We start from the raw sequence: 20,693 nt of genomic DNA on the forward strand, positions 1-20,693 counted from the left end.
TGTCACGGGTCACAGACGGGACTGGTGAGATATCGAGCGCCAGTGGCTCAGATCGAGACGGAGTCGTTGACTGCGTCCGGTTCGACCCAGATGACGAACCGCTCACCGTCGCTGATGAGCCCGCTGATGTACGGACTCTCGGGTCCCGAATCGACGTCGGCGTCGTGAAGACTCCTGACGCGGTCGACCCGGTCTACGAGCCACCCGATGCGCTCCTCGCTGTCGAGGATGATGACCTGCTGGCTGTCCTGGTCCGAATAGGCGTCGAAGATGGACGTCGGATCCAGTATCGTCGTCGTCTCTCCACGCAGGTCCATCACGCCCGCGACGCTCGGTGACGTGTTCGGCAGGGTCGTCATCTCCCCGGCTTTGACGATCTCTACGATGCGGTCGATGCCGAGACAGTACTGCTCGTCGCCGAGCGTGAACTCGAGGACCTGTTCCGGGCGCTGCGGGGCTGTGACAGCGCCCGTCATTGCTCTGGCTCCGTGGTGTCTTCGAGTTCGGTGCCGACGTCTGACCCGCCGTCGGTTCCAGCGACCGAGAGGTCCGTTCCCGGTTCGAGGGTGTTCACCTCCGATTCACGCTCGGGGTCCGACTGCCCGGACCCGGTCGTCGCGCTCGTGGGCGTCGTTCGTGACGACGACGCTCCGGAGTGGACGCTCGCCCCGCCCACGTCGAAGTCCGCGACGTTGTCGTTGAGTTCTTCCGCGAGGCGGGAGAGCTGCTGGATGTTCGTGTTGGCCTCCGACAGTGACGAGGTCTGTTCTTCGGACGCGGCCGAGACGTTCGTCGCTTCGGCGGCGGTCTGCTGGCTGACACTCGACACCTCGTCGACCATCGAGACGACTTCCTCGGTGGAGGCCGCCTGGTCGTCGGTCGCTTCGCTTATCTCTTTGATTCCGCTCTCCGCCTGTTGGACCGCGTCGGCGATCTCGTCGAACATCGCGACGGCCTCTTCGATGGTCTCTGCACCCGTCTGGACGCGGGTACTCATCTCCTCGATGTCGTCGACGGTGTCGCCGGTGGTCTCCTGGATCTCTTCGATGCGGTTCTCGATTTTCGTGGTCGCGTTGCCGGCTTCCTCGGCCAGTGACTTGATCTCCCCGGCCACGACACCGAAGCCCTCGCCTGCCTCGCCCGCCCGAGCGGCCTCGATGGAGGCGTTCAGCGCGAGCATGTTGGTCTGCTCGGCGATGTCGGAGATCATCTCGACGATCTCGCCGATCTGGTCCATCTCCGCGTCGAGCGCTGCGACCTGCTCGGAGGCGTCGTCCGCCTGTGACTCGATCGCCGCTATCTCGCTGGTCGCCTCGGCGGCGTACTCCCGGCCGGTCTCGCCACGGTCGACGGCGGTGCTGGCGGTCGCAGAGACCTCTTCGGCCGAGGAGGCGATCTCCTCGACAGTCGCGGACATGTCGTTCATCTCGCTGGCGACCGTCTGGAGTTTCTCGCTTTGCGCTTCGGCCCCCTGTGAGATCTCGGTCACTGACTCCGCGACGTCTTCGCTTGCGGCCTCGATCTCCTCGGCACTCGCAGACACCTGCTGGCTCGACCCGGCCACCTCGTCGCTAATCGCCTGCACGCTACTGACGCTCTCACGCAGTTGTTCGACGCCTTCTTCGAGGTTGGCCAGCACGTCGCCGTACTCGCCGGGGAAGTCCGTCTTGATGGTCTGGTCCAGCTGGCCGCGTTTGAGGTCGTTGCTCGCCGCCGAAATCTGCCCGAAGCTCTCCGAGAGGCGGTCGGTTCCGCGCTGGAAGTCCGCGAGTACCTCACCGTACTGGCCGGGCCGGTCGGCGTCGATACGCTGGTCGAGCTGCCCGCTTCGTAACGCCTCGCTCGCCTTTTCTATCTCCCCGAAGCTGCCGGTGAGCTGGTCGGTCCCGCTGTCGAGACCGTCCATAATCTCACCGTAGGTTCCGGGGTAGTCGGTCTCGATGTCCGCCTGGAGTCGCCCTGCCTCGAGGTTCTGGCTGACGTCGCGCATGTCCCCGAAGATGCCGGTCAGGTTCGTCTGCATATCGCGGAACGAACCGACCATCCGACCGATCTCGTCGTCGTACGCACGGTCCTGCATATCGGTGTCGAGGTCCCCGTCGCTGATACTGGCGGCCGACTCCGCGAGCTGCTTCAGTGGCGGCGTGATGTGCCGGTTGAGCACGACCCCGATACCGACCGACATGACGAAGGCGATCAGCGTGAGGGCGACCATCTCCATCTGGGCCGTCTGGGTAGCACTATCGGCGAGGGCGACCTGCGCTTCCATGTCGGCCATCACCGTCTCCTCGAGCGTATGTGCCTGCTCTTCCATCTCGACTCGAAGCGTGCTCATCTCGGCCAGTTTCTGGGCGGCAAGCTCGTCGTTGCCGGCCTCTTTTGCCTCGAAGTATTCCTCGCCGAGGGCGTTGTACTCCTCGTGGGTCTCGACGAGCGCTTGCTTTTCGGCGATCGCCTCCTCTTGGTCGAGGTCTAGCGCCTGTTCGTATTCCTCGAAGTGTGCTGCCGCCTCGTCGTAGTCAGCGCGAGCGTCCGTCTCCCCGAGTTGGGCAGCCTGTACGGCGCTCTGTTGTTGCTCGACGGCGACGAGCATCTCCATTGCTCGGTCGACGTTCTGTCCTTCTTCGGCGATGTGGTGTGCCTCTCTGTCGAGTTCGCCGACGGCCATATATCCCAGCAGTCCCGTTCCTGCGACCAGCAACGCGACGACGAGGAACGATGCGATGAGTTTCGTCCGTAGGTTCAGCCCGTCAAGGTGCAGTTTCTCCGATAGTCCCATGTCTGTAACAGGAGTTGCGTACGGGTTCAATCCAGATGATAACCAGTTAACAACCCCCGAACGGGACGGGGTTAACCACGTAACCCCTCGTTCTCACTCGGCAGTTTCGGCCGCTGGCTCGAACACCGCTTCGAGTACTCGCCGGTGTGCAGCCTGGAGGTGATTGTAGACCGCAGGACCCGAGATGCCGAAGCTCTCGGCGAGCTCTTCGCCCTTCACTCGCCGCGGTGTCTCGTAGTAGCCCCCGTAGAACGCCGCGTTGAGGATCTCGTACTGTCGCTCGGTCAGCAGGTCTTCGACCCGTGTCGCGTCCGGAACGGCCTGCGTGCGCCGCTGGCGCTTTGCCACGAGGTCGAGGTCGTCGTACCGCGAGGTCAGCGAATCGAGTATCGGCCGGTAGGCGACGTTCGCCGGCAGTTCCACCCGGAACGTCGTGCCGTCCGCGTCCGAGATGGCCTCGACCAGCGTTCCCCCGTGTTTGCTGACAACCGATTCGAGGAACGGCGTCCGGAGGCACAAGCTGAGCTGGTTGTGTTCGACAGCCCCGAACCACTCGGCTGCGTCGATACTGGTCATCGACGAGGCGTGCTCGAGTACCGTCGCTGCGTCACCGTCGACCACGGTCACGAGGACGCGGACGGTGTCTCCCTCTCGTTCGGCGACGGTGTCGAACCGTATCGTGCTGTCGGTCGCCGCCGCGAGCCGTCGCAAGGGGAAGGCCTCGTCCCCGAGCGAAAACTCCAGTCCCGTGTGCATCTGCTGGCTGCCGGCCTGGCGCTGTTCGAGGATGCGGCTGTAGTTGACGACGAGCGACGCCACGTCGGCAAAGAGGTTCTCGTATATCCCGTCGAACGCCGCCTCGGTCTGCGAGTAGACGGTCAGGACGCCGTAGAGAACCTCGTCGTAGACGAGAGGGACACTCACGCCACTCCTGAACCCATACGAGAGTGCGTCTTTCGCCCAGGACTCCTCGAAGACACGACCGGAGATATTCGAGACCCCGTAGACGTCGTGTGTGTCTGCGGCCCGCTGGGCCGGAAGTGAGAGGTCGCCACTGTCGGTCAGCACCGAGTCGAGATAGCCGTCCGCATCGCCGGCCCAGGCCGACGGCGAGAGGTCGGTGTCTTCACCTGTGGGATGGCCGATCCACACGAAATCGATACGGTCCATCTCGAGCAGTTCGTCACACAACCCGGTCTCCAGTGCGTCTTGGCTGTCGCTGTCGGCGAGGCGGCGCTGTACCGCCTGGACGGAGTGGATGATGCTGTTTAGCTCCGCGATCCGGGACTGCTGGACCGACAGTTCCTCCGTAATCGCGGCGTGGACGCTGTCGGTCCGGAGACGCTGGAACGCCGACTCCGCGTTCGCCGTCAGCACGTCGACGAGGTCGACGTCCACGTCGTCGAAACCCCGCTGGGAAGTCGTCACGGCGATCATCACGCCGAAGTCGCCGACCGGCGCGACGAGCAACTGTGTGGTGGACGCGTCGAACTCGTCCCCGAGCGTATCGATTTCCGCCCGCGAAAACAGCCGTGTCTCTCCCGCCCGGTACGACTCCCAGATCGGGTTCGAACCGGGCTCGACGCGACCCAGCGCACTGTCCGCGTCGAGGCCGGACACGGACCGAACAGTAGGCTCCAGCGCGCCGGTCTCTTCGTCGTACTGTTTGACACTCACGTGCTCTACGTCGAAGGCGTTCTCGGTGAACTCGACTAAGAACTCGCCGATATCGTCCGGCGAGGTTGGTGGGTAGAACTCGCGTGTCGCGGTGTGGAGCTCCTCGAGGACGCGCTCTCGCTTTTCGAGTGCGTGTTCGCGACGCTTGCGGTCGGTGATGTCTGTCACGACACCGAGCATTCGCGCGCGCGCCCCACTGCCGTCCTCGGTGACGGTCCCGCGACCGTGGACCCATCGTTCGGCTTCGTCTGTCACGACTCTGTACTCGATGTCGAACCGCTCGTCTCGCTTCTGTGCCGTCCGCAATGCGTCCTTGACGACACGCCGGTCGTCCGGATGGATCGCCTCCAGATAGGTCTCGACGTTGTGTCGCCCCGACTCCAGGCCGTGCAGTTCTGCCGTCGTCCCGAACGTCGTGACGCTGTCGTCGTCGCCCAGCATCCAGATGCCGGTTTCGGTCTCCTCGAGTGCGACGTCGAGCACCTGGTTCATCTCCCGCAGCTCCCGCTCGCGATTCCGTTCTGCCGTGATATCCTGTGAGACACCCATCGCGGCGAACACCTCGCCCTCGTCGTTGCGGATCGGGACGATGCGGAACTGGTAGGCCCGGTCACCGATCGTCTCCTCGAACACGCTCTGTTCGCCGTCGAACGCGGCGGCGTACCGGGGGACGAGTAGCTCGGCCAGGTCGGACGGGAGTGCGTCCTCGAGCGACTGTCCCCGTAGTTCCGATACGGTCAGTTCAGCGTCGTCGACGGGCGTCCCACCGACGGTGGTGTAGCGCAGTTCCTCGTCGACGAGTGTGACCGCCCCGTTCGGGAAGCTCTCGACCAGCGTCCGATAGCGGTTCCGGGACTCTTCGAGTTCCCGTTCCCGTTCTTTCCGCTCGGTGACGTCCTGCTGGAAGCCGACGTAGTTGACGAGCGACCCCGACTCGTCCCGGACGGGGGCGATGTCGAGCCGGTTCCAGAACTCCGTTCCGTCGCTCCGGTAGTTCCGGATTTCGACCGACACCGGCCGCTCTTCGTCGATCGCCGACCGCAGTTCGTCGACCGTCTCGGGGTCGGTGTCGTCACCCTGCAGGAACCGGCAGTTCCGGCCCAGTATCGCCGCAACGTCGTACCCGGACTGCTCGCAGAACTGCTGGTTCGCGTATATTATCGGGTTGTCCGCCCGGGATGGGTCGGTGATGGTCACCCCGACCGGTGCCTCGTCGAGCGCCCGGCTCTTCCATCGGAGCTCCTCCTCCCTGCGTTTGCGGTCGGTGACGTCCTGTGTCATCCCGATTGCCGTCCGAACGACACCGTCGTCGTCGTACACCGGGAGGGTTCGATGGACGAGGAGACGGCCTGCGACCTCCGTTTCGACGGTGACCTGCTCGCCGTCCAGGGCGGCCCGGTAGCTCTCGACGAACACGTCCCGGTCGCCTGCACTGACGTCGCCGACCTTCGTTCCAGTGACCGTCCGGGGCGTTTCGTCGAGCACGTCGAACAGTTTTCCACCCGCCAGCTGGTATCGAAGCTCCTCGTCGACGAGCGTGACGGCACCGTTGGGGAAGTTCTCGACCAGCGTCTCGTATCGGCGTTCCCGCTGGCGCTGGGCAGATACGTCGCGGGCCGTCACGATCGCCCTCGTCTCGCTCTCGACCTGTGTGCACTCGAAGCTGTAGGTCCGGCGGCCGGTCGACCGCTCCACCTGGAATTCGATGGTCACGGCGTTGTCGCCGTCCGTTCCGAGGACCGTCTCCAGCGCGCGCTCGAGACGGTCGGGAGCCGCCGCGTCCGGAAGCAGTGTCGCCAGCGACGAGTGGAGCGGCCGGCCGGTCATCGCCGACAGCGAACAGTCGGCCAGCTCCCGCGCGGCGGGGTTCGCGTACTCCACGTCAGTAGCTCCGTCGACGACGTAGACGGCGTCCTCGGTCGTCTCGACGATACTCCTGTACTGTTCGAGACGGTCCCTGGTCCGGTCGCCGGTCACGTCGACGTACTGTTCGAGCCGCCCGCCTTCGAGTTCGCCCGTCGCTATCGGGGTACTGTCGTATCGCAGCCACCGCTCCGCGCGGTTCGCTGCCGGCAGCACGTGACAGTCGACCCCGTCTCCGGTTGCTGTCTCCGACCGGGGGAACTCCTCCGGCGCGTCGAGACACGGCAGCACGTACGAGTCGAGGAACTGCGACCGTTCCGTCCCGACGCCCGCCTCGCTCTCGAGTCCGAAAAATCGCCGCGCGCTCTCGTCGACCCACTGGACCGTCGCGTCCGGTCCGACGACGACGAGGCCGATGGGTGTGGCGTCTGCGAGTGACTCGACGACTGCAGGCTCGGTGGTCAGCCCACTCCCGGCGAGGGACGACTGGTCCCCGACACCCCGGTCCGCACTCATCTGTCCACCCCGTTCGTTTCAACAGGCCACATACCCATACCAGAAGATGTCCTGCGGTATAAAAGACCGCGCAAATCTGCGCTCTCCGGTGACTCGACGCAGCGTCCCAGCGCCAGTGAGTGGCCGATGGCCCACCGTGACTGGTGGCCTGTCCCATCCTCTCCCGGAGTCGACCGCATCGTGCCGGCTCCCTCTCGTACCCGCGAGGGCCTATTCCACGAGCCGCTCGATCTCGGTCACCAGCACGTCGCTCGCGCCCACCCCCTTGAGGTCGTTGATGGTCTCGAAGACGTCGCTGTCGTCGACCACGGCGTGGACGGCCACGTCGTCCTTGCCGGCGATGTCCATCACTGTCGGCCCGCCCATCCCCGGGAGCACGTCTTTCACGTCCTCCAGTGCGTCCTCGGGGACGTTCATCATCAGGTAGCGCTTGCCCTCCGCCGAGAGCACCGAGTGCAGCGCCATCCGGACCTGCCGCACCTTCTCGTCGTCGGCGACGTCCTCGCGGGCGAACAGGCGGACCGACGACTCAAGCACCTCGTCGATGATGGCCAGGCGGTTCATCCGCAGCGTCGTGCCCGTCGACGTGATGTCGATGATGCCGTCGGCGATGTCGACGTGGGGCGTCAGTTCCGTCGCGCCCGACACCTCGGCGATGTCGACGTCGACGTCGAGTTCGGCGAAGTAGTCCCGGGCGATGTTCGGGAACTCAGTGGCGACGGTGCCCCCGTCTAGGTCGTAGACGGTCTCGATGTCGCCGTCCTCGGGGGCGGCGAGCACCAGGCGACAGCCGCCGAACTCGAGGTCGAGCAGTTCCTCGAGGTTGTCGGTGTCGGCCTCGGTGACCTGGTCGAGGCCGGTGATGCCCACGTCGGCGGCCCCGTCGGAGACGTACTCGGGGATGTCGGCGGCGCGGGCGTACAGTACCGTCACGTCCGGGTCGACGGTGTCGGCGTACAGCTGTCGGTCGGCCCCGTCGACGATGTGGAGGCCGGCCCGTTCGAGCAGGCTCTCGGCGGGGTCGTGCAAGCGGCCCTTGTTGGGGACGGCGATGCGCATACCGTCAGTCGGACCCCGCGGGGCAACTGTCTTTCCCCTCGGCGTCAGGGCAGACACTGGTACCCCGACGAGACCACCTGGCCGTCGGCGAGCACGAGGTCCAGGCGGCTGACCGTCCCGGGCCCACACTCGACGAGTCGGGTCGCGAGCAGCGTCCCGTCGGCGTCGGACAGCGAGTACAGCACCGTCGACGTGCCGCCGGGGTGCGAGAAGGCCACGCCCCCGGTTCCATCGGGGCTCTCGACCGAGACCGTCGCGCTCCGACTCGTCGGTTCGACGCCGGTCGCCCCGTCGAGCGCGCCCGCCGGCAACGTGTCAGGCGTCGTCGTCCCGGCGAAGGTGCGACTGCTGTCGTCCCCGTAGTAGACGCGGAGCCCGGTGTTTTCCGGGGCGACGGCGTGGACGGTGAGGTGGAACGGGCCGTCGCTCTGGACGGTGCCGACCAGGGTGAATGCGTCGGGCGTCCGCGCCCCGTCCGGGGTCGCGGTGTCGGGCGGGCGTGGCGTCTGTGTGTCGGTACCGGCCGGTGGCTGGGCCGGGGGCTCGGGGGTCGGCGTCTCGGCGGCGGGCGAGCCGAACCCGCTACAGCCCGCGAGCGCCACCGCGAGCGCGAGGACCAGCGAGAGGGCGAGGCGGTTCATCGCTATCTACGTACTCCCGGCGAATAGATAATTCACACCTGATACGTGTGCGCCAGTCGCACTGTCGGCTGCGGACCCGGCCGAACTAAGAGCGGCCCCCACCAAGCCCGCCACATGACAGACCTCCTCGTCAGCGGCGGACAGGTGCTCCGGCCGGACCTGTCCGTCGAGCGCGCGGACCTCTTGCTCGACCAGGACAGCGGCGACATCGCCGCCATCGACGACCCCGGGACACTCGCGGGCGACGACGAACTCGACGCCAGCGGTGGCCTCGTCGTGCCGGGACTCGTGAACGCCCACACCCACGTCGCGATGACGCTCCTGCGGGGCTACGCCGACGACAAGCCACTCGACGCCTGGCTCCAGGAGGACATCTGGCCCGTCGAGGCCGAACTGACCCCCGAGGACGTCCGTGTCGGCGCGGAACTCGGTCTCGTCGAGATGATCCGCTCGGGGACCACGGCCCTCTCGGACATGTACTTTCACGTCGACGAGATCGCCGAGGCCGTCGAGCAGGCCGGCATGCGCGCCGTCCTGGGTTTCACCGCCGTCACCGTCGCCAAGGACGACGAGGGTGCCCACGCCGACATGCAGGAGAGTCTCGCCACGGCGCGCCGACTCGACGGCGCGGCCGGCGGGCGCATCACGACCACGTTCCAGCCTCACAGCCTCACGACCGTCGGCGAGGCGTACCTCCGCGAGTACGTCCCCGAGGCCGTCGCCGACGACCTGCGCATCCACCTCCACGCCAACGAGACGACCGACGAGGTCGACCCCATCGTCGACGAGCACGGGGTCCGCCCCCTCGCGTACGCCGACGACGTCGGCCTGCTGGGTCCCGACACCTTCCTCGCCCACTGCGTCCACGTCGACGGGAGCGAGATCGACCTGCTCGCCGACACCGGTACGGGCGCAGTCCACTGCCCGGCGTCGAACATGAAGCTGGCCAGCGGGATGGCCCCGGTCCAGGACCTGCTCGACGCGGGCGTCACCGTCGGCCTCGGCACCGACGGCCCGGCCTCGAACAACGACCTCGACATGTTCGGCGAGATGCGCGACGCCGCGATGGTCGGGAAACTCGCCGCCGACGACGCGAGCGCCGTCGACGCCGCCACCGTGGTCGAGATGGCGACGGCAAACGGCGCGGACCTGCTCGGATTCGACAGCGGCCGACTCGAACCCGGCCGGAACGCCGACCTCGCGGTGCTGGACCTCCAGTCCCCGCATCTCACGCCCGGTCACGACCTCGTTTCGCACCTCGCGTACGCCGCTCGCGGCGGGGACGTCCGCCACACGGTGTGTGACGGCGCCGTTCTCATGCGTGATAGCGAGGTTCGGGTCTTCGACGAACCGGCCGTCAGGGAGCGGGCAAGCGAGCACGCGACGGCACTCGTAACGCGAGCGAATGAGTGAGAAATAAACTCTCAGGGACGTTCTTGAACGCTCTTTTCGGCTCTCTGTCCGTCTGTGCCGACGTGGGATGTCGGTGAACTGACTGAACGAGATTGGGGGTTTAATCCCAGTACGACCGACGATAGAGACGAGATGGATACCAAACTGTTTGCACTGATCTCGACCGTCGGGTTGCTTCTGTTCGCGTTCGGGCCCGGTGCGGCCACGGCGATGGCGGCCACGGGCAACGACACGACGGCAGGCACCGACGCCACGACCGCCGGCAACGACGGAGTCGTCGTCTCCGTCGCCCAGGCCGGGAACGACGGCGCGACGGTGACAGTCACCGACGACGGCGAGCCCGTCGAGGGTGCAGACGTCACCGTCGAAGCGACCGACGGCAACATCTACATCGGCGAGGGTGACTACACGACCGGCGAGGACGGCACGGTCGACCTGCCGGAGCCCAACTTCGACGTCGAAGTCGAGGTGACTGCGACCACCGACAGCGGGACCGCGAGCACGACGACGACGCTGACCACCGAGGCGGACCAGTCCTTCGGGATGAGCGTCTCCGGATTCGTCCACGACCTGCTCGGCCAGTCCGGCCTCGAGGGCGGCATCGGATTCCAGGTCGCGACGTTCGCGACCCAGAACAACCCTGGTAACGCGCCCGACCACGCGGGACCGCCCGAGGACAAGGCAAACGCACAGGGCGAGCAGGGCCCACCCGAGGACCGCGGCAACGACGAGGCAAAGACCCAGGGCCCGCCCGAGGATACGGGTCCCGACGCGGCGGACGATGAGACGGTCGAGTCCGAGGACGTGGAGACCGACGAGGAGGAGACCGAGACTGAAGACGCGGAGACCGAAGACGGGGAGGCCGAAACTGACGACGCGGAGACCGAAGACGACGATGACGACGGCGAGAGCGGCCCGCCGGATCACGCGAACGGCAACGGCCGCTGATACCGCTTCGGTAGCGTTTTAGGCGTTCTGTCCCTCTCTCCCGGTATGACCTCACCCATTTCGGAGCGACTGGCAGACGTCGCGCCTGCCCGCGAGTCCGGCCGGCGGAAGATGGACTGGGCGGCCCAGCACATGCCGATCTGTGGCGCGTTGCGCGAGGACTTCGAGGCGACTCGGCCCTTCGCCGGCGAGATCATCGGGATGGCGATGCACGTCGAGGCCAAGACGGCGGTTCTCGCGGAACTGCTGGCCGCCGGCGGCGCGGAGGTCGCTATCACCGGCTGTAACCCGCTCAGCACCCACGACGACGTGAGCGCCGCGCTCGACGCCGTCGACGGCGTCACCTCCTACGCCGAGCGCGGCGTCGACGACGAGGGGTACTACGACGCTATCGAGGCCGTCATCGGTCACGAGCCGACCATCACCGTCGACGACGGGATGGACCTCGTCGCTGCCATCCACGAGGACTACCCCGAACTCATCGACACCATCGTCGGCGGGGCCGAGGAGACCACGACGGGCGTCCACCGCCTGCGCGCGATGGACGAGGACGGCGAGCTCCGGTATCCGGTCTTTGCCGTCAACGACACGCCGATGAAACGGCTGTTCGACAACGTCCACGGCACCGGCGAGTCCTCGCTCGCGAGCATCGCGATGACGACGAACCTCTCGTGGGCCGGCAAGACTGTCGTCGTCGCTGGCTACGGCCACTGCGGCAAGGGCGTCGCGAAGAAGGCCAGCGGGCAGAACGCCGACGTCGTCGTCACGGAGGTCGAACCCCGCCGCGCGCTGGAGGCCCACATGGAGGGCTACGACGTCATGCCGATGGCCGAGGCCGCAGAGGAGGGCGACGTGTTCATCACGACGACCGGCAACCGCGACGTCGTCGTCCGCGAGCACTTCGAGGCCATGCAGGACGGGGTCCTGCTGGCCAACGCCGGCCACTTCGACGTCGAAATCGACCTCGACGCACTCGGTGACCTCGCCGTCGACACCTACGAGGCCCGCGAGGGCGTCCGGGCCTACGAGATGGAAGACGGCCGCCGCCTGAACGTGCTGGCCGAGGGTCGGCTGGTGAACCTGGCGACGCCCATCGCGCTGGGGCATCCGGTCGAGGTGATGGACCAGTCCTTTGGCATCCAGGCCGTCTGTGTGCGTGAGCTGGTCGAGAACGGCGACGCGTACGACGCCGGCGTCCACGACGTCCCCGATCGGCTGGACAAGGAGGTCGCCGAGATCAAACTGGCGGCCGAGGGCGTCGCCTTCGACTCGTTGACCGAGACCCAGGACGAGTATCTGGACTCCTGGCAGCACGGGACGTAGGGAGGTTCCGAACGGAGTGTGGACCCTCCAAGATGCGAGCGGGGAGCGAAGCGAGTGAGCACTGTGGTGCCCGTCCGACCCGGGGGTAACGAACGAGCCCGTCGGTCACGGCCCGATGCAGATTTGACCCGTCGCCCCTAATCCGGTCTCGTGTTGGCTCTCCGCTTCTTCACGTGCCAGGGCCGTGGGACCGCGTCCGCGGACGTCGAGCAGCCCGACCAGTGCAGCCGGTGCGGCGACGCGTCGTTCGCGGAACTCGGACCCGGTACCCAGGCCGCTGTCTACTTCGCCGGAGTGGCGGGGGTGTCGGCTCACCGCTGACCGCTCCGGCCCCGTCAGGACGGCAATTTTATTCGCCACCGCCCGCAACACCGAGTCGATGCAGCCGCTCCACGCACGGTACCCGTTCCTCCAGGCCGCACGCGACGCCGTCGAGGCCGCCGCGGTCGACCTGGGGGAGGTCGTCGCGACCAACGAGGCGGTCACCCAGCGGGCCGTGGAGCGGGTCGAACACGCCATCACGGACGGGACGGTCGGCGACCCCCATCGCCGGACCCGGGTCGAACTCCTCTCGTACCCGGTCGCGCGGGTCCTGGTCTCGCTCGTCGACGAGCACGTCTGTACCCGCAAGTACGCCCGGGCGGAGGCCGAGACGGCCCGCGAGCGCTTCGGTGCGGAGTTCGAGGCGACGACGGAGTTCAAGTCCACCCAGGCCGAGCGGGTCTCGCTCGCGGACCTGCTGGCCGAGTTCAACCTCGTCGGGTCGGTCCACGAGGCCGAGGCGGGCTACCGCGTCGACGTCGGTGCGTATCTCGACCTGGCGGCCGACCAGCGCGGGGACCGCTGGCGGCTGGTCAACCGGCCGCTTTCGGCCGGTCAGGTCCGCGTGCCGGCCGAGGACCTCCACGTCCTGTTGAAGCAGGCCATCCGCCACCGCGTCGAAGACGGGTTACCGTTCGACGTTCCGGACGCCATCGCCGACGAGTTAGACGCGGAGGTCGAGCACCTCCGGGAGGTGCTCGCGGACCTCGATTTGACCCGCGAGATCGACACCGTCGTGCCCGAACTGTTCCCGCCGTGCATGCAGCACCTGCTGGACCAGGTCCAGAAGGGTGCCCACCTCGAACATCACTCGCGCTTTGCTATCGCAGCGTTCCTCACGGGCATCGGGATGACCACCGACGAGATCGTCGACCTCTTCCAGGTCAACCCCGGGTTCGGCGAGGAGGCGACCCGCTACCAGGTCGACCACATCCGCGGGGACACGAGTCCGACGGAGTACTCGACGCCGGCCTGTTCGACCATGCAGTCCTACGGTGACTGCGTCAACAAGGACGAGCTCTGTGCGACCATCTCGCACCCGATGGCCTACTACGAGAAGAAACTGGACGACAGCGACGAGGACGAACTGGTCGACTGGCGGGAGCAGGACGACGACGGCGACACGGAAGCGGACGCCTAGAAGTCCTGGCGTTCGAGCCACAGACCGGCGGCCAGCATGACGAGAAGGAACACGCCGATGGCGCCGACGATAGCGACGCCGCCCTGGGCCGTGAGGGCCCCGTCGACCGTGTAGGTCGAGGCCACGTAGACCGCTGCGGCGACGAAGACGAGCACGCCGATCGTCGCGACCACGATCTGCAACACAGTCTCCCGCTCGATATCCATACGGCGCGGTTTCACCGGCCCGGCAAAAAGGGTGTCGAAGCGCCAGTTCCGGGCCCCCAGACTGCGGGGTGCCGAGCGATTTAGGTTCCTCGAGCACCTACGTTTCAACTGGACACACCGACGAACACAGTCGTGTCCGCCACGCATGACACTCATCGAACCCACCGACGACCGGGGGCCGACTGCACTCGCACCGGACCTCCGAGACATGGACGCCCGTGCGGCCCGCGCCTGGGTCGAGCGCATGGCCGTTCGGCAACGCGAGGACGGCACCTACGCCGTCAGCACCGACAGTGGCCACGCCTACCTGGTCGATTTGACCGAGCGAACCTGTACCTGTCCGGACCACCGGATTCGCGGCGAGCACTGCAAGCACCTGCGCCGCGTCGCCATCGAGATTACGGCCCGTCGCGTCGCGCCGCCTGGCAAGCAGCGGGCCCGCTGTGACGCCTGTGGTACCGTCACCGTCGTCCCGGCGGACGCCGCCGAACCGCACCTCTGTCGGGCCTGCCGACTCACGCCCGGCGACGTCGTCCTCGACCGGGAGACCGGCAACCGCCTGGTCGTCGTCGGCGTCTCGGCCGAACGCGCCGACGAGTTCGTCGTCGCGGCCGCGGACAAGACGGTCGCCGAGTTCGAGACCAACGACGGCTATCCGACCGACGACGTCGTCGTCGAGGCGGTCTACCTGGCCGATGCGGCGCGTCGTGACGACCCCCGGCGCTACGCGTTCCCGCACTCCCGACTCCGCCGGGCCGACGACGCGGTGCTCGTGGGGTAGTCTTCGGCGATCGCCGCTCCGGTTCGCGCCCCCTCGCTTCGCTCGGCGTCTCCCTACTCTAACATCTCCGCCGCCTCGTCCTTCGAGAGGTCGCCCCGCTCGAACGCCGAGAGGACGTCCAGCACCGCCTGGTCGGGGCCGTCCTCGCCCACCTCGTCCAGGGTCACCTTCTCGGAGTGGCCGACGAACTCCTCGAAGTCCGTCCCCTCGGCCAGCGCCGTCTCCTTCTTGACCCGGTAGTTGCCCCCGTCGGTCGTGTAGAGGTCGCCGGGGTGGAAGAAGAACCAGTCCTCCCGGTCGAAGCGCACCCCGATGCGCGGTTTCGCGCCGAAGTTGCGCGCGAAAAAGAGGAGCGCCTCGACCTCCTCGCCGGTGAGATAGATGGGGTCGCCGGCGCTGGATTTCGCCTCGATGGCGTAGAAGTTCTCGCCGTCGCCGGTCAGCACGTCCGGGAGTTCCCGTTCGGTGGCGCTGCCGCTCGCCGGCGCGCGCATCACCGCGAAGCCCGCCGCGTCGAGCGCGTTGACCAGCTCGCGCTCGCGGCGGTCGCCCTTCGCGTTGGAGTTTGCCATTGTGTGGTGGTCGTCCCTCAGCCGTAAAACCGTTCAGGTCCAGCGTTTACACCGTTCAAGTGACAGTAAAACGGAAAACGAACTGGCACGTATATGAAACACAGCGCCGGTGGGATACACATGGACAGACGCAAGTTCCTCGGTACGACGACGGCGATCGGTGCGACGCTCGTCGCCGGGTGCGGCGGTTCGAGCGGCGACGGGGCCGCAAGCGACGGCGGCTCGGGCGACGGCACGTCGAGCACCGAGTCCGACGGCGGGGCCGCCGCGTCGACGGGCACCTTCCGACTCCTCATCAGCGACCGGCCGGCCGACATCGGTGACTTCGACTCCCTGGACGTGACATTCGACAGCGCCCGCGTCTTCCGGGTGCAATCGGACGAAGACGACGAGGTCGATAGCGCGACCACGGCGACGGAGGCCCCGGAGACGGAGGCGCCCGAAACTGAAACCGAAGAGACGACGACGGAGACCGCGACGACCGAGACCGAGGGAGAATCCGCCGACGAGGCGGGCTTCCAGACCTTCGACCTCGATAGCCCGACCGTGGATCTGACCGAAGTGGTCGGCGCCAAGGCCATCGGTGTGCTCGACGGGGAACTGGAGACCGGCCGCTACGCCAAGGTCGAACTCTCCGTCGCGGCCGTCGAGGGCGTCGTCGACGGCGAGACGGTCCCGGTGAAGGTCCCTAGCGAGAAACTGCAGATAACCAAGCCCTTCGAGGTCACGGCCGAGGCGCCCGTCGAGTTCGTCTTCGACATCAACGTCGTCAAGAAGGGGCCCAACGGCTACAACCTCCTGCCGGTCATCAGCGAGAGCGGGGTCGCCGGAAAGGACGTGGAGATCGAAGAGGTCGAGTCGACCGCGTCCGCATCCTCGTCCGCGGCCGGCGAGACCGGGACGGACGCCGACGCGACGACGACCGTGACCGAAACGGAGGGAGACGACGCAGCGAACGCCGACACCGCGAAAAACAAGTCCAGGGGCCCGTCCCAGTCAGACGACTAGTCCTCGAAGCGCGACTCCAGTTCCTCGATGACCCGTTCTGTCTCGCCGCCGTCGCTGCGGACCGCGTTCGTGTAGCGCCGGTACTCCTCCGGCGAGACCTGGACGGTCTTTGACTCGCCCTTGTGGGTGAGTTCGAGCCTGACTGTCCCCTGGGGGTCGTTGCGCCGGCGGAAGCTCGCCATGGCGGTGAAGACGAACCAGAACGCCACGCAGGCCCCCAGGAAGTACAAAATCGCTGTCTCGAAGGCGAGCGTCTGCGGGCCGGTCGTCCAGTCGTACGGGTAGGCCACCTGGAACAGTGCGAGACCCCCCAGACAGAGGGCCGCTCCGGCGATGACGCCGCCCTGCTCGCGGCGACTCGACGGCAGGACGGCGACGACACCGAGGAACATCGCGGGGATGCCGAGGCCGCCGACCGTCCCGGCGAGTTTCTCGGCGGCGCGGATGTCCGTCGCCCCGAAGACGTCGGCGAGCGGCGTGGTGGCGAGCAGTATCGCGAGGACGACCGCCAGCGCGCCCGCGACGGAGAGGCCGACGCCGGCGACGACTCTCCGGGGGTCGCGTCCCGTCCACCGGCGGCCACCGTAGGCGTCCCCGAGGTTCTCCATGGGACCGGGTTTGTCGCCGACCCACAAAACGCTACGTCAGACGTGCGTCGGACTGGCACGGAGGTACTCGACGCTCGCCAGCAGCGACCCCAGGTGGTCCGCGTCGACAGGCCGGTGCGTGGCGTCGGGGATCTGCTCGACGAGCGCCGGACCGGTCTCCGGCGAGACGTTCCCGTCGCGTCGACCCTGAACGACGGTGACCGGCACGTCGACGTCGCCGAGGTCGAACGGCCACGGCCGCCCGAGCGTCGCCAGCGACTCGACCAGCGTCGCCGGGCCCTGGGCCGTGGCTGCCAGCAGGTCCGCCTTGACCAGCCTGGCGACGTCCGCGTCGGTGAGCGTCGGGTGGCCGGGCGCGCGCTTCGCGACGAAGTCCAGGGCTGCCGCCGGGTCGCGGCGGTCGAGAACCAGCCGTTGCAGGCGGAGTAGCGGGCCGAGCACCCAGGGCACCGTCCCGGCGACGTGGCCCAGCACGCGCTGTGTCCGGGCCACGTCGCCGACGGCGGGCGGGCCGACGCCACCCGCCAGCGTCACGCGGTCGACCGCCGACAGCCGGTGGCAGGCGAGGGCGTAGGGCGCGCCGCCGGAGAACCCGAGGACCTCGGCACCGTCGACACCGAGGTGTGCGAAGAGCGCCCGCACGTCGTCCGTCCAGGTCTCGATGCCACCGTCCACCGGGTCGGAGGCGCCGATTCCCGGTCGGTCGGGCGCGACGAGACGGAGTCCGCGGTCCGCGGCAGGGGCCCCGAGCAGGCGAACCAGCAGGCGCGACCCCGGCGTACCGTGACAGAAGAGGACGGGTCGTCCGGTCGGGTCGCCGGCCGTCTCGTAGGCGACCTGCCGGTCGTCGATTCGACAGACTTCGGGGTCGCCCGTCCCGCCCGGTGGCGTCACGCCCATCGGTGGCCGTCTACTCGCTCTGGATGCGCGGGGCGAGCATGTAGGTGACCCGGCCCTGCCCCTCGGCGAAGTTGAAGTGCATCTTGACGGGGAACTCCTCGCCCAGCTCCATCTCGACCTCCGCGTCCTTCGGGATGGCCTTGTTCATGTTCTTGAGGTAGTCCAGCGAGAACAGGGAGTGGGCCTCCCCCGGCGTGAGGTCGATGAGGTCGTCTTCCGTGAGTTCGAGGTGGACGTCGTCGGTGTCGCCCTCGGCGTCGACGTAGAACAGCTCCTCGACGGTGTCGACGCCCAGCGCGATGTGGTCCGAGACCATGTCGGCGGCCTTCACGGCGCGGTTGATGTCCTTGCCCTCGATGACGATGTGTGCCGCCAGATCCAGATCCGGCAGGTCCGGCTCCTGGCGGATGGAGTCCGGGTCGATGAGCGCCAGCGTGTACTCCAGGCCGTCGATGGCGATGTGGAGCTTGCGCGTCTTCTCGTCGAGTTCGAGGTGGATGACCTGTCCGGCGTCGGCCATGCCGGCGATGTCCTCCAGTCGCGAGAGGTTGACGCCGATGAGGCCGCCGTCGGTCTCGTAGGACTCGAAGGCCGCCGCCTCGAGACGCAGGTCCACCATGCCCACGTTGGCGGGGTCGACCGCCCGAATCTCCATCCCGTCTTCTTCCAGGTGGATCTTGCACTCGTCCACCAGCACGCTCACCGAGTCGAGAGCCGCCTGGAGCGTGTCCGCGCTCACGATGGCGTTGAACATCTTGGGCCGGGCTACGCCCCCATCCGTTAAAAAGTCCCTCATTGAAATCGCGCGCACGCGCGGTTCGAGGGAGCAACGCGACCGAGACCCGCGCAGCGAGCGAGCGGCGAGCGAGGGCACGAGCGAGCCGCGAGCCACGCGTGAACGTACACGGAGATGCGACCGAGACCCGCGCAGCGAGCGAGCGGCGAGCGAGGGCACGAGCGAGCCGCGAGCCACGCGTGAACGTACACGGAGATGCGACCGAGACCCGCGCAGCGAGCGAGCGGCGAGCGAGGGCACGAGCGAGCCGCGAGCCACGCGTGAACGTACACGGAGATGCGACCGAGAGCCCGGAACACCCGGGACTGGTCGCTCCCGCCAAAACAACACCCATAACCACGTCGGCGGACTACCCGGGGGAAATGAGTGGGAAAGACGACTACTACAACCGGGCCAAGCAGGAAGGGTATCGCGCCCGGTCGGCGTACAAGCTCAAGCAGCTCGACGAGACGGCCGGGCTGCTCGGCGAGGGCCGGACCGTCGTCGACCTGGGGGCGGCCCCCGGCGGCTGGCTGCAGGTCGCCGCCGAAGGGGTCGGCGAGCGAGGGACCGTCGTCGGCGTCGACCGCCAACGCATCGACCCCCTCGAGGACCCCGAGCCCGCGGTCCACTACGTCCGCGGGGACATGACCGAGGAAAGTACGAAAGCCGAGATTCGCGAGGTCCTGGGCGCCGCGGACGACGACACGCTCGGTGGCCCCGTCGACGTGGTGCTGTCGGACATGGCACCGAACATGACCGGCGAGTACGACCTCGACCACGCCCGCTCGGTCCACCTCGTCCGGCAGGCCCTCGAGGTCGCGACCGACCTGCTCGCCGCCGAGGGCGACTTCTGTGCGAAGGTCTTCGACGGTCAGGACCTCAAGGACCTCATCGCGGACATCGAACCGGAGTTCGAGTACGTCCGCGAGGTCCGCCCCGACGCCTCGCGGGATTCCTCCTCGGAGCTGTACCTCGTCGCGAAGAACCGCCTGACTGCACCCGTCCGCGAGGGCGACGTCGTCGAGGTGACGATCGAGGACGTCGGCGCGGAGGGCGACGGCATCGCGAAGGTGGAGAACTTCACCGTCTTCGTCAGCGGCGCTGCGGACGGCGAGACGCTCGCGGTGCGCGTCGACGACGTGAAACCGCGGTACGCGTTCGCAGAACCCGTCGAGTGAATCACTGGACCGCCGGTGTGGCGGGCTCTTCCTGCCGGCCGCGTGCGAGTCTGACGACGGCGTAGACCAGCGGCGTATCGAGCAGGGCGATGAGCAGTTTCAGGAGATACTGGCCGACGACGAGCGACAGCGCCGCGCCCAGCGAGACGCCCTGGAAGACGACGAAGCCGACGCCGATGAAGATGACCGTATCGAGCAGCTGGCTCGACGCGGTGGAACCGAGGTTGCGCAGCCAGAGGTGGTCGCCGTCGGTGTACTCGCGGATGCGGTGGAAGACGAAGACGTCCCAGTTCTGGCTGACGACGTAGGCGGCGAGGCTGGCGACGACGATGCCGGTGCTGGCCGACAGTACGTTCCGGAACGCCGCGGGGTCGACGGGCTGGGCCGCCGCCGGCAGGCCGGGCGCGAGGATGGTGCTCCAGACCAGCGCCAGCAGGACGAAGTTCATCAGGAAGCCGACGTTGACGACCACCGTCGCCGCCCGCCGGCCGTACAGTTCGGCGTAGCAGTCGGAGGCAAAGAAGGTCAGCGCGTACGCCAGCGCCGCGCCCGGCAACACGAGCGTCTCGCCGGCGAGGGGGAGCGCGAACGGCAGGCCGACGGCGAGCAGCTTCGAGGCGGTCACCTGGGCGACGACCAGCGAGGTGACAAAGAGCGCGACGAGGCCGACCCGGAAGCCGCCCTCCCAGTCACCGCTCATCGTCGAGCCGCCCCTGTCGCTGGTCGATGTCGTCGAGCTGGTCGAGCGTCTTCCTGATGGACGCCCGTATCGCCTCGCTCCGGTTGACGAACTTTCCGTCCGCCCCGACGTGTTCGTCGAGGTCGTCGAGCAGTTCCGCGGGGACCTCGACGCTGATCTTTGGCATATCACGTAGGTATTCTTCCGGTAATATAATAGTCCAGCGTTCCCGCGGCTCTCGGGCCCGAATCCGGTCGTATCAGACCGCTGTCTGGTCCGTGGGGCCGTGTGGCCGGTGGCTG

The 20,693-nt window shown here is 67.5% G+C and carries 19 protein-coding genes; 7 read left to right on the plus strand and 12 right to left on the minus strand.

Annotated elements, in window-relative coordinates:
* Window positions 1–47: 47 nt before the first annotated feature.
* The 5 genes from P1K88_RS03210 to P1K88_RS03230 all read right to left on the minus strand — a co-directional run bounded on the left by P1K88_RS03210 (window position 48) and on the right by P1K88_RS03230 (window position 8,535).
* On the minus strand, window positions 48–476 hold the full coding sequence (locus P1K88_RS03210) for a chemotaxis protein CheW (RefSeq protein WP_276412495.1): 429 nt from the start codon (window positions 474–476) through the stop codon (window positions 48–50).
* Complete coding sequence (locus P1K88_RS03215) at window positions 473–2,779, minus strand: methyl-accepting chemotaxis protein (protein ID WP_276412497.1); 2,307 nt, start codon at window positions 2,777–2,779, stop codon at window positions 473–475. Before P1K88_RS03215 ends, P1K88_RS03210 begins: the two co-directional genes overlap by 4 nt.
* A 93-nt stretch (window positions 2,780–2,872) precedes the next feature.
* Complete coding sequence (locus tag P1K88_RS03220; RefSeq protein WP_276412498.1) at window positions 2,873–6,835, minus strand: PAS domain S-box protein; 3,963 nt, start codon at window positions 6,833–6,835, stop codon at window positions 2,873–2,875.
* A 210-nt stretch (window positions 6,836–7,045) separates the two neighbouring features.
* Window positions 7,046–7,894 carry an ATP phosphoribosyltransferase gene (gene hisG, locus P1K88_RS03225; protein WP_276412500.1) on the minus strand — a complete coding sequence of 283 codons (849 nt, stop codon included), beginning with the start codon at window positions 7,892–7,894 and terminating at the stop codon, window positions 7,046–7,048.
* A gap of 44 nt (window positions 7,895–7,938) precedes the next feature.
* Window positions 7,939–8,535: a hypothetical protein gene (locus tag P1K88_RS03230; RefSeq protein WP_276412501.1), complete on the minus strand. Its 597-nt coding sequence runs from the start codon at window positions 8,533–8,535 to the stop codon at window positions 7,939–7,941.
* A gap of 114 nt (window positions 8,536–8,649) precedes the next feature.
* Between P1K88_RS03230 and P1K88_RS03235 the strand changes: the two genes are divergently transcribed.
* The 4 genes from P1K88_RS03235 to priL all read left to right on the plus strand — a co-directional run bounded on the left by P1K88_RS03235 (window position 8,650) and on the right by priL (window position 13,681).
* On the plus strand, window positions 8,650–9,948 hold the full coding sequence (locus tag P1K88_RS03235) for an amidohydrolase (RefSeq protein WP_276412502.1): 1,299 nt from the start codon (window positions 8,650–8,652) through the stop codon (window positions 9,946–9,948).
* Between the two features lie 132 nt (window positions 9,949–10,080).
* Entirely contained in the window at window positions 10,081–10,896 is an 816-nt protein-coding gene (locus P1K88_RS03240) for a hypothetical protein (protein ID WP_276412504.1), read from the plus strand.
* 45 nt (window positions 10,897–10,941) lie between these two features.
* On the plus strand, window positions 10,942–12,219 hold the full coding sequence (locus P1K88_RS03245) for an adenosylhomocysteinase (protein WP_276412506.1): 1,278 nt from the start codon (window positions 10,942–10,944) through the stop codon (window positions 12,217–12,219).
* A gap of 379 nt (window positions 12,220–12,598) precedes the next feature.
* A complete protein-coding gene (gene priL, locus P1K88_RS03250; protein WP_276412507.1) occupies window positions 12,599–13,681 on the plus strand; it encodes a DNA primase regulatory subunit PriL in 1,083 nt (360 codons plus the stop codon).
* On the opposite strand, the gene P1K88_RS03255 is transcribed toward priL, so the two are convergent.
* On the minus strand, window positions 13,678–13,887 hold the full coding sequence (locus tag P1K88_RS03255; protein ID WP_276412509.1) for a DUF7472 family protein: 210 nt from the start codon (window positions 13,885–13,887) through the stop codon (window positions 13,678–13,680). The genes priL and P1K88_RS03255 overlap by 4 nt on opposite strands.
* Before the next feature lie 145 nt (window positions 13,888–14,032).
* Between P1K88_RS03255 and P1K88_RS03260 the strand changes: the two genes are divergently transcribed.
* Window positions 14,033–14,668 carry an SWIM zinc finger family protein gene (locus P1K88_RS03260; RefSeq protein WP_276412511.1) on the plus strand — a complete coding sequence of 212 codons (636 nt, stop codon included), beginning with the start codon at window positions 14,033–14,035 and terminating at the stop codon, window positions 14,666–14,668.
* Window positions 14,669–14,721: 53 nt separating this feature from the next.
* Here the strand turns inward: P1K88_RS03260 and hjc are convergent, their stop codons facing one another.
* Window positions 14,722–15,240 (minus strand): Holliday junction resolvase Hjc, encoded by a 519-nt coding sequence (hjc, locus tag P1K88_RS03265; RefSeq protein WP_276412513.1) that lies wholly within the window; start codon window positions 15,238–15,240, stop codon window positions 14,722–14,724.
* 120 nt (window positions 15,241–15,360) lie between these two features.
* Between hjc and P1K88_RS03270 the strand changes: the two genes are divergently transcribed.
* Complete coding sequence (locus P1K88_RS03270) at window positions 15,361–16,248, plus strand: DUF4382 domain-containing protein (RefSeq protein WP_276412514.1); 888 nt, start codon at window positions 15,361–15,363, stop codon at window positions 16,246–16,248.
* Here the strand turns inward: P1K88_RS03270 and P1K88_RS03275 are convergent.
* Genes P1K88_RS03275 through P1K88_RS03285 form a run of 3 tightly spaced genes read right to left on the minus strand, consistent with a single transcriptional unit; the run spans window position 16,245 to window position 18,510 of the window.
* Window positions 16,245–16,856, minus strand: a complete 612-nt coding sequence (locus P1K88_RS03275; RefSeq protein WP_276412516.1) for a cell division protein CdpA domain-containing protein — start codon at window positions 16,854–16,856, stop codon at window positions 16,245–16,247. The genes P1K88_RS03270 and P1K88_RS03275 overlap by 4 nt on opposite strands.
* Window positions 16,857–16,892: 36 nt before the next feature.
* Entirely contained in the window at window positions 16,893–17,756 is an 864-nt protein-coding gene (locus tag P1K88_RS03280) for an alpha/beta fold hydrolase (RefSeq protein ID WP_276412518.1), read from the minus strand.
* Window positions 17,757–17,766: 10 nt separating this feature from the next.
* Complete coding sequence (locus P1K88_RS03285; protein ID WP_276412519.1) at window positions 17,767–18,510, minus strand: DNA polymerase sliding clamp; 744 nt, start codon at window positions 18,508–18,510, stop codon at window positions 17,767–17,769.
* 404 nt (window positions 18,511–18,914) lie between these two features.
* Between P1K88_RS03285 and P1K88_RS03290 the strand changes: the two genes are divergently transcribed.
* Window positions 18,915–19,712, plus strand: coding sequence for an RlmE family RNA methyltransferase (locus P1K88_RS03290; RefSeq protein ID WP_276412521.1), 798 nt, complete (start codon window positions 18,915–18,917; stop codon window positions 19,710–19,712).
* Window position 19,713: 1 nt separating this feature from the next.
* Here P1K88_RS03290 and P1K88_RS03295 read toward each other — a convergent pair whose 3' ends face one another.
* Both P1K88_RS03295 and P1K88_RS03300 read right to left on the minus strand, forming a co-directional pair.
* A complete protein-coding gene (locus P1K88_RS03295; protein ID WP_276412523.1) occupies window positions 19,714–20,412 on the minus strand; it encodes a queuosine precursor transporter in 699 nt (232 codons plus the stop codon).
* The gene (locus P1K88_RS03300; RefSeq protein ID WP_276412525.1) at window positions 20,402–20,578 is read right to left on the minus strand and encodes a ribbon-helix-helix domain-containing protein; all 177 of its coding nucleotides are present in this window, start codon (window positions 20,576–20,578) and stop codon (window positions 20,402–20,404) included. The genes P1K88_RS03295 and P1K88_RS03300 overlap by 11 nt, the downstream gene beginning before the upstream one ends.
* Window positions 20,579–20,693 lie beyond the last annotated feature (115 nt).

The organism is Haloarcula halobia (genome assembly GCF_029338255.1).
GTDB classification, from domain to species: domain Archaea; phylum Halobacteriota; class Halobacteria; order Halobacteriales; family Haloarculaceae; genus Haloarcula; species Haloarcula halobia.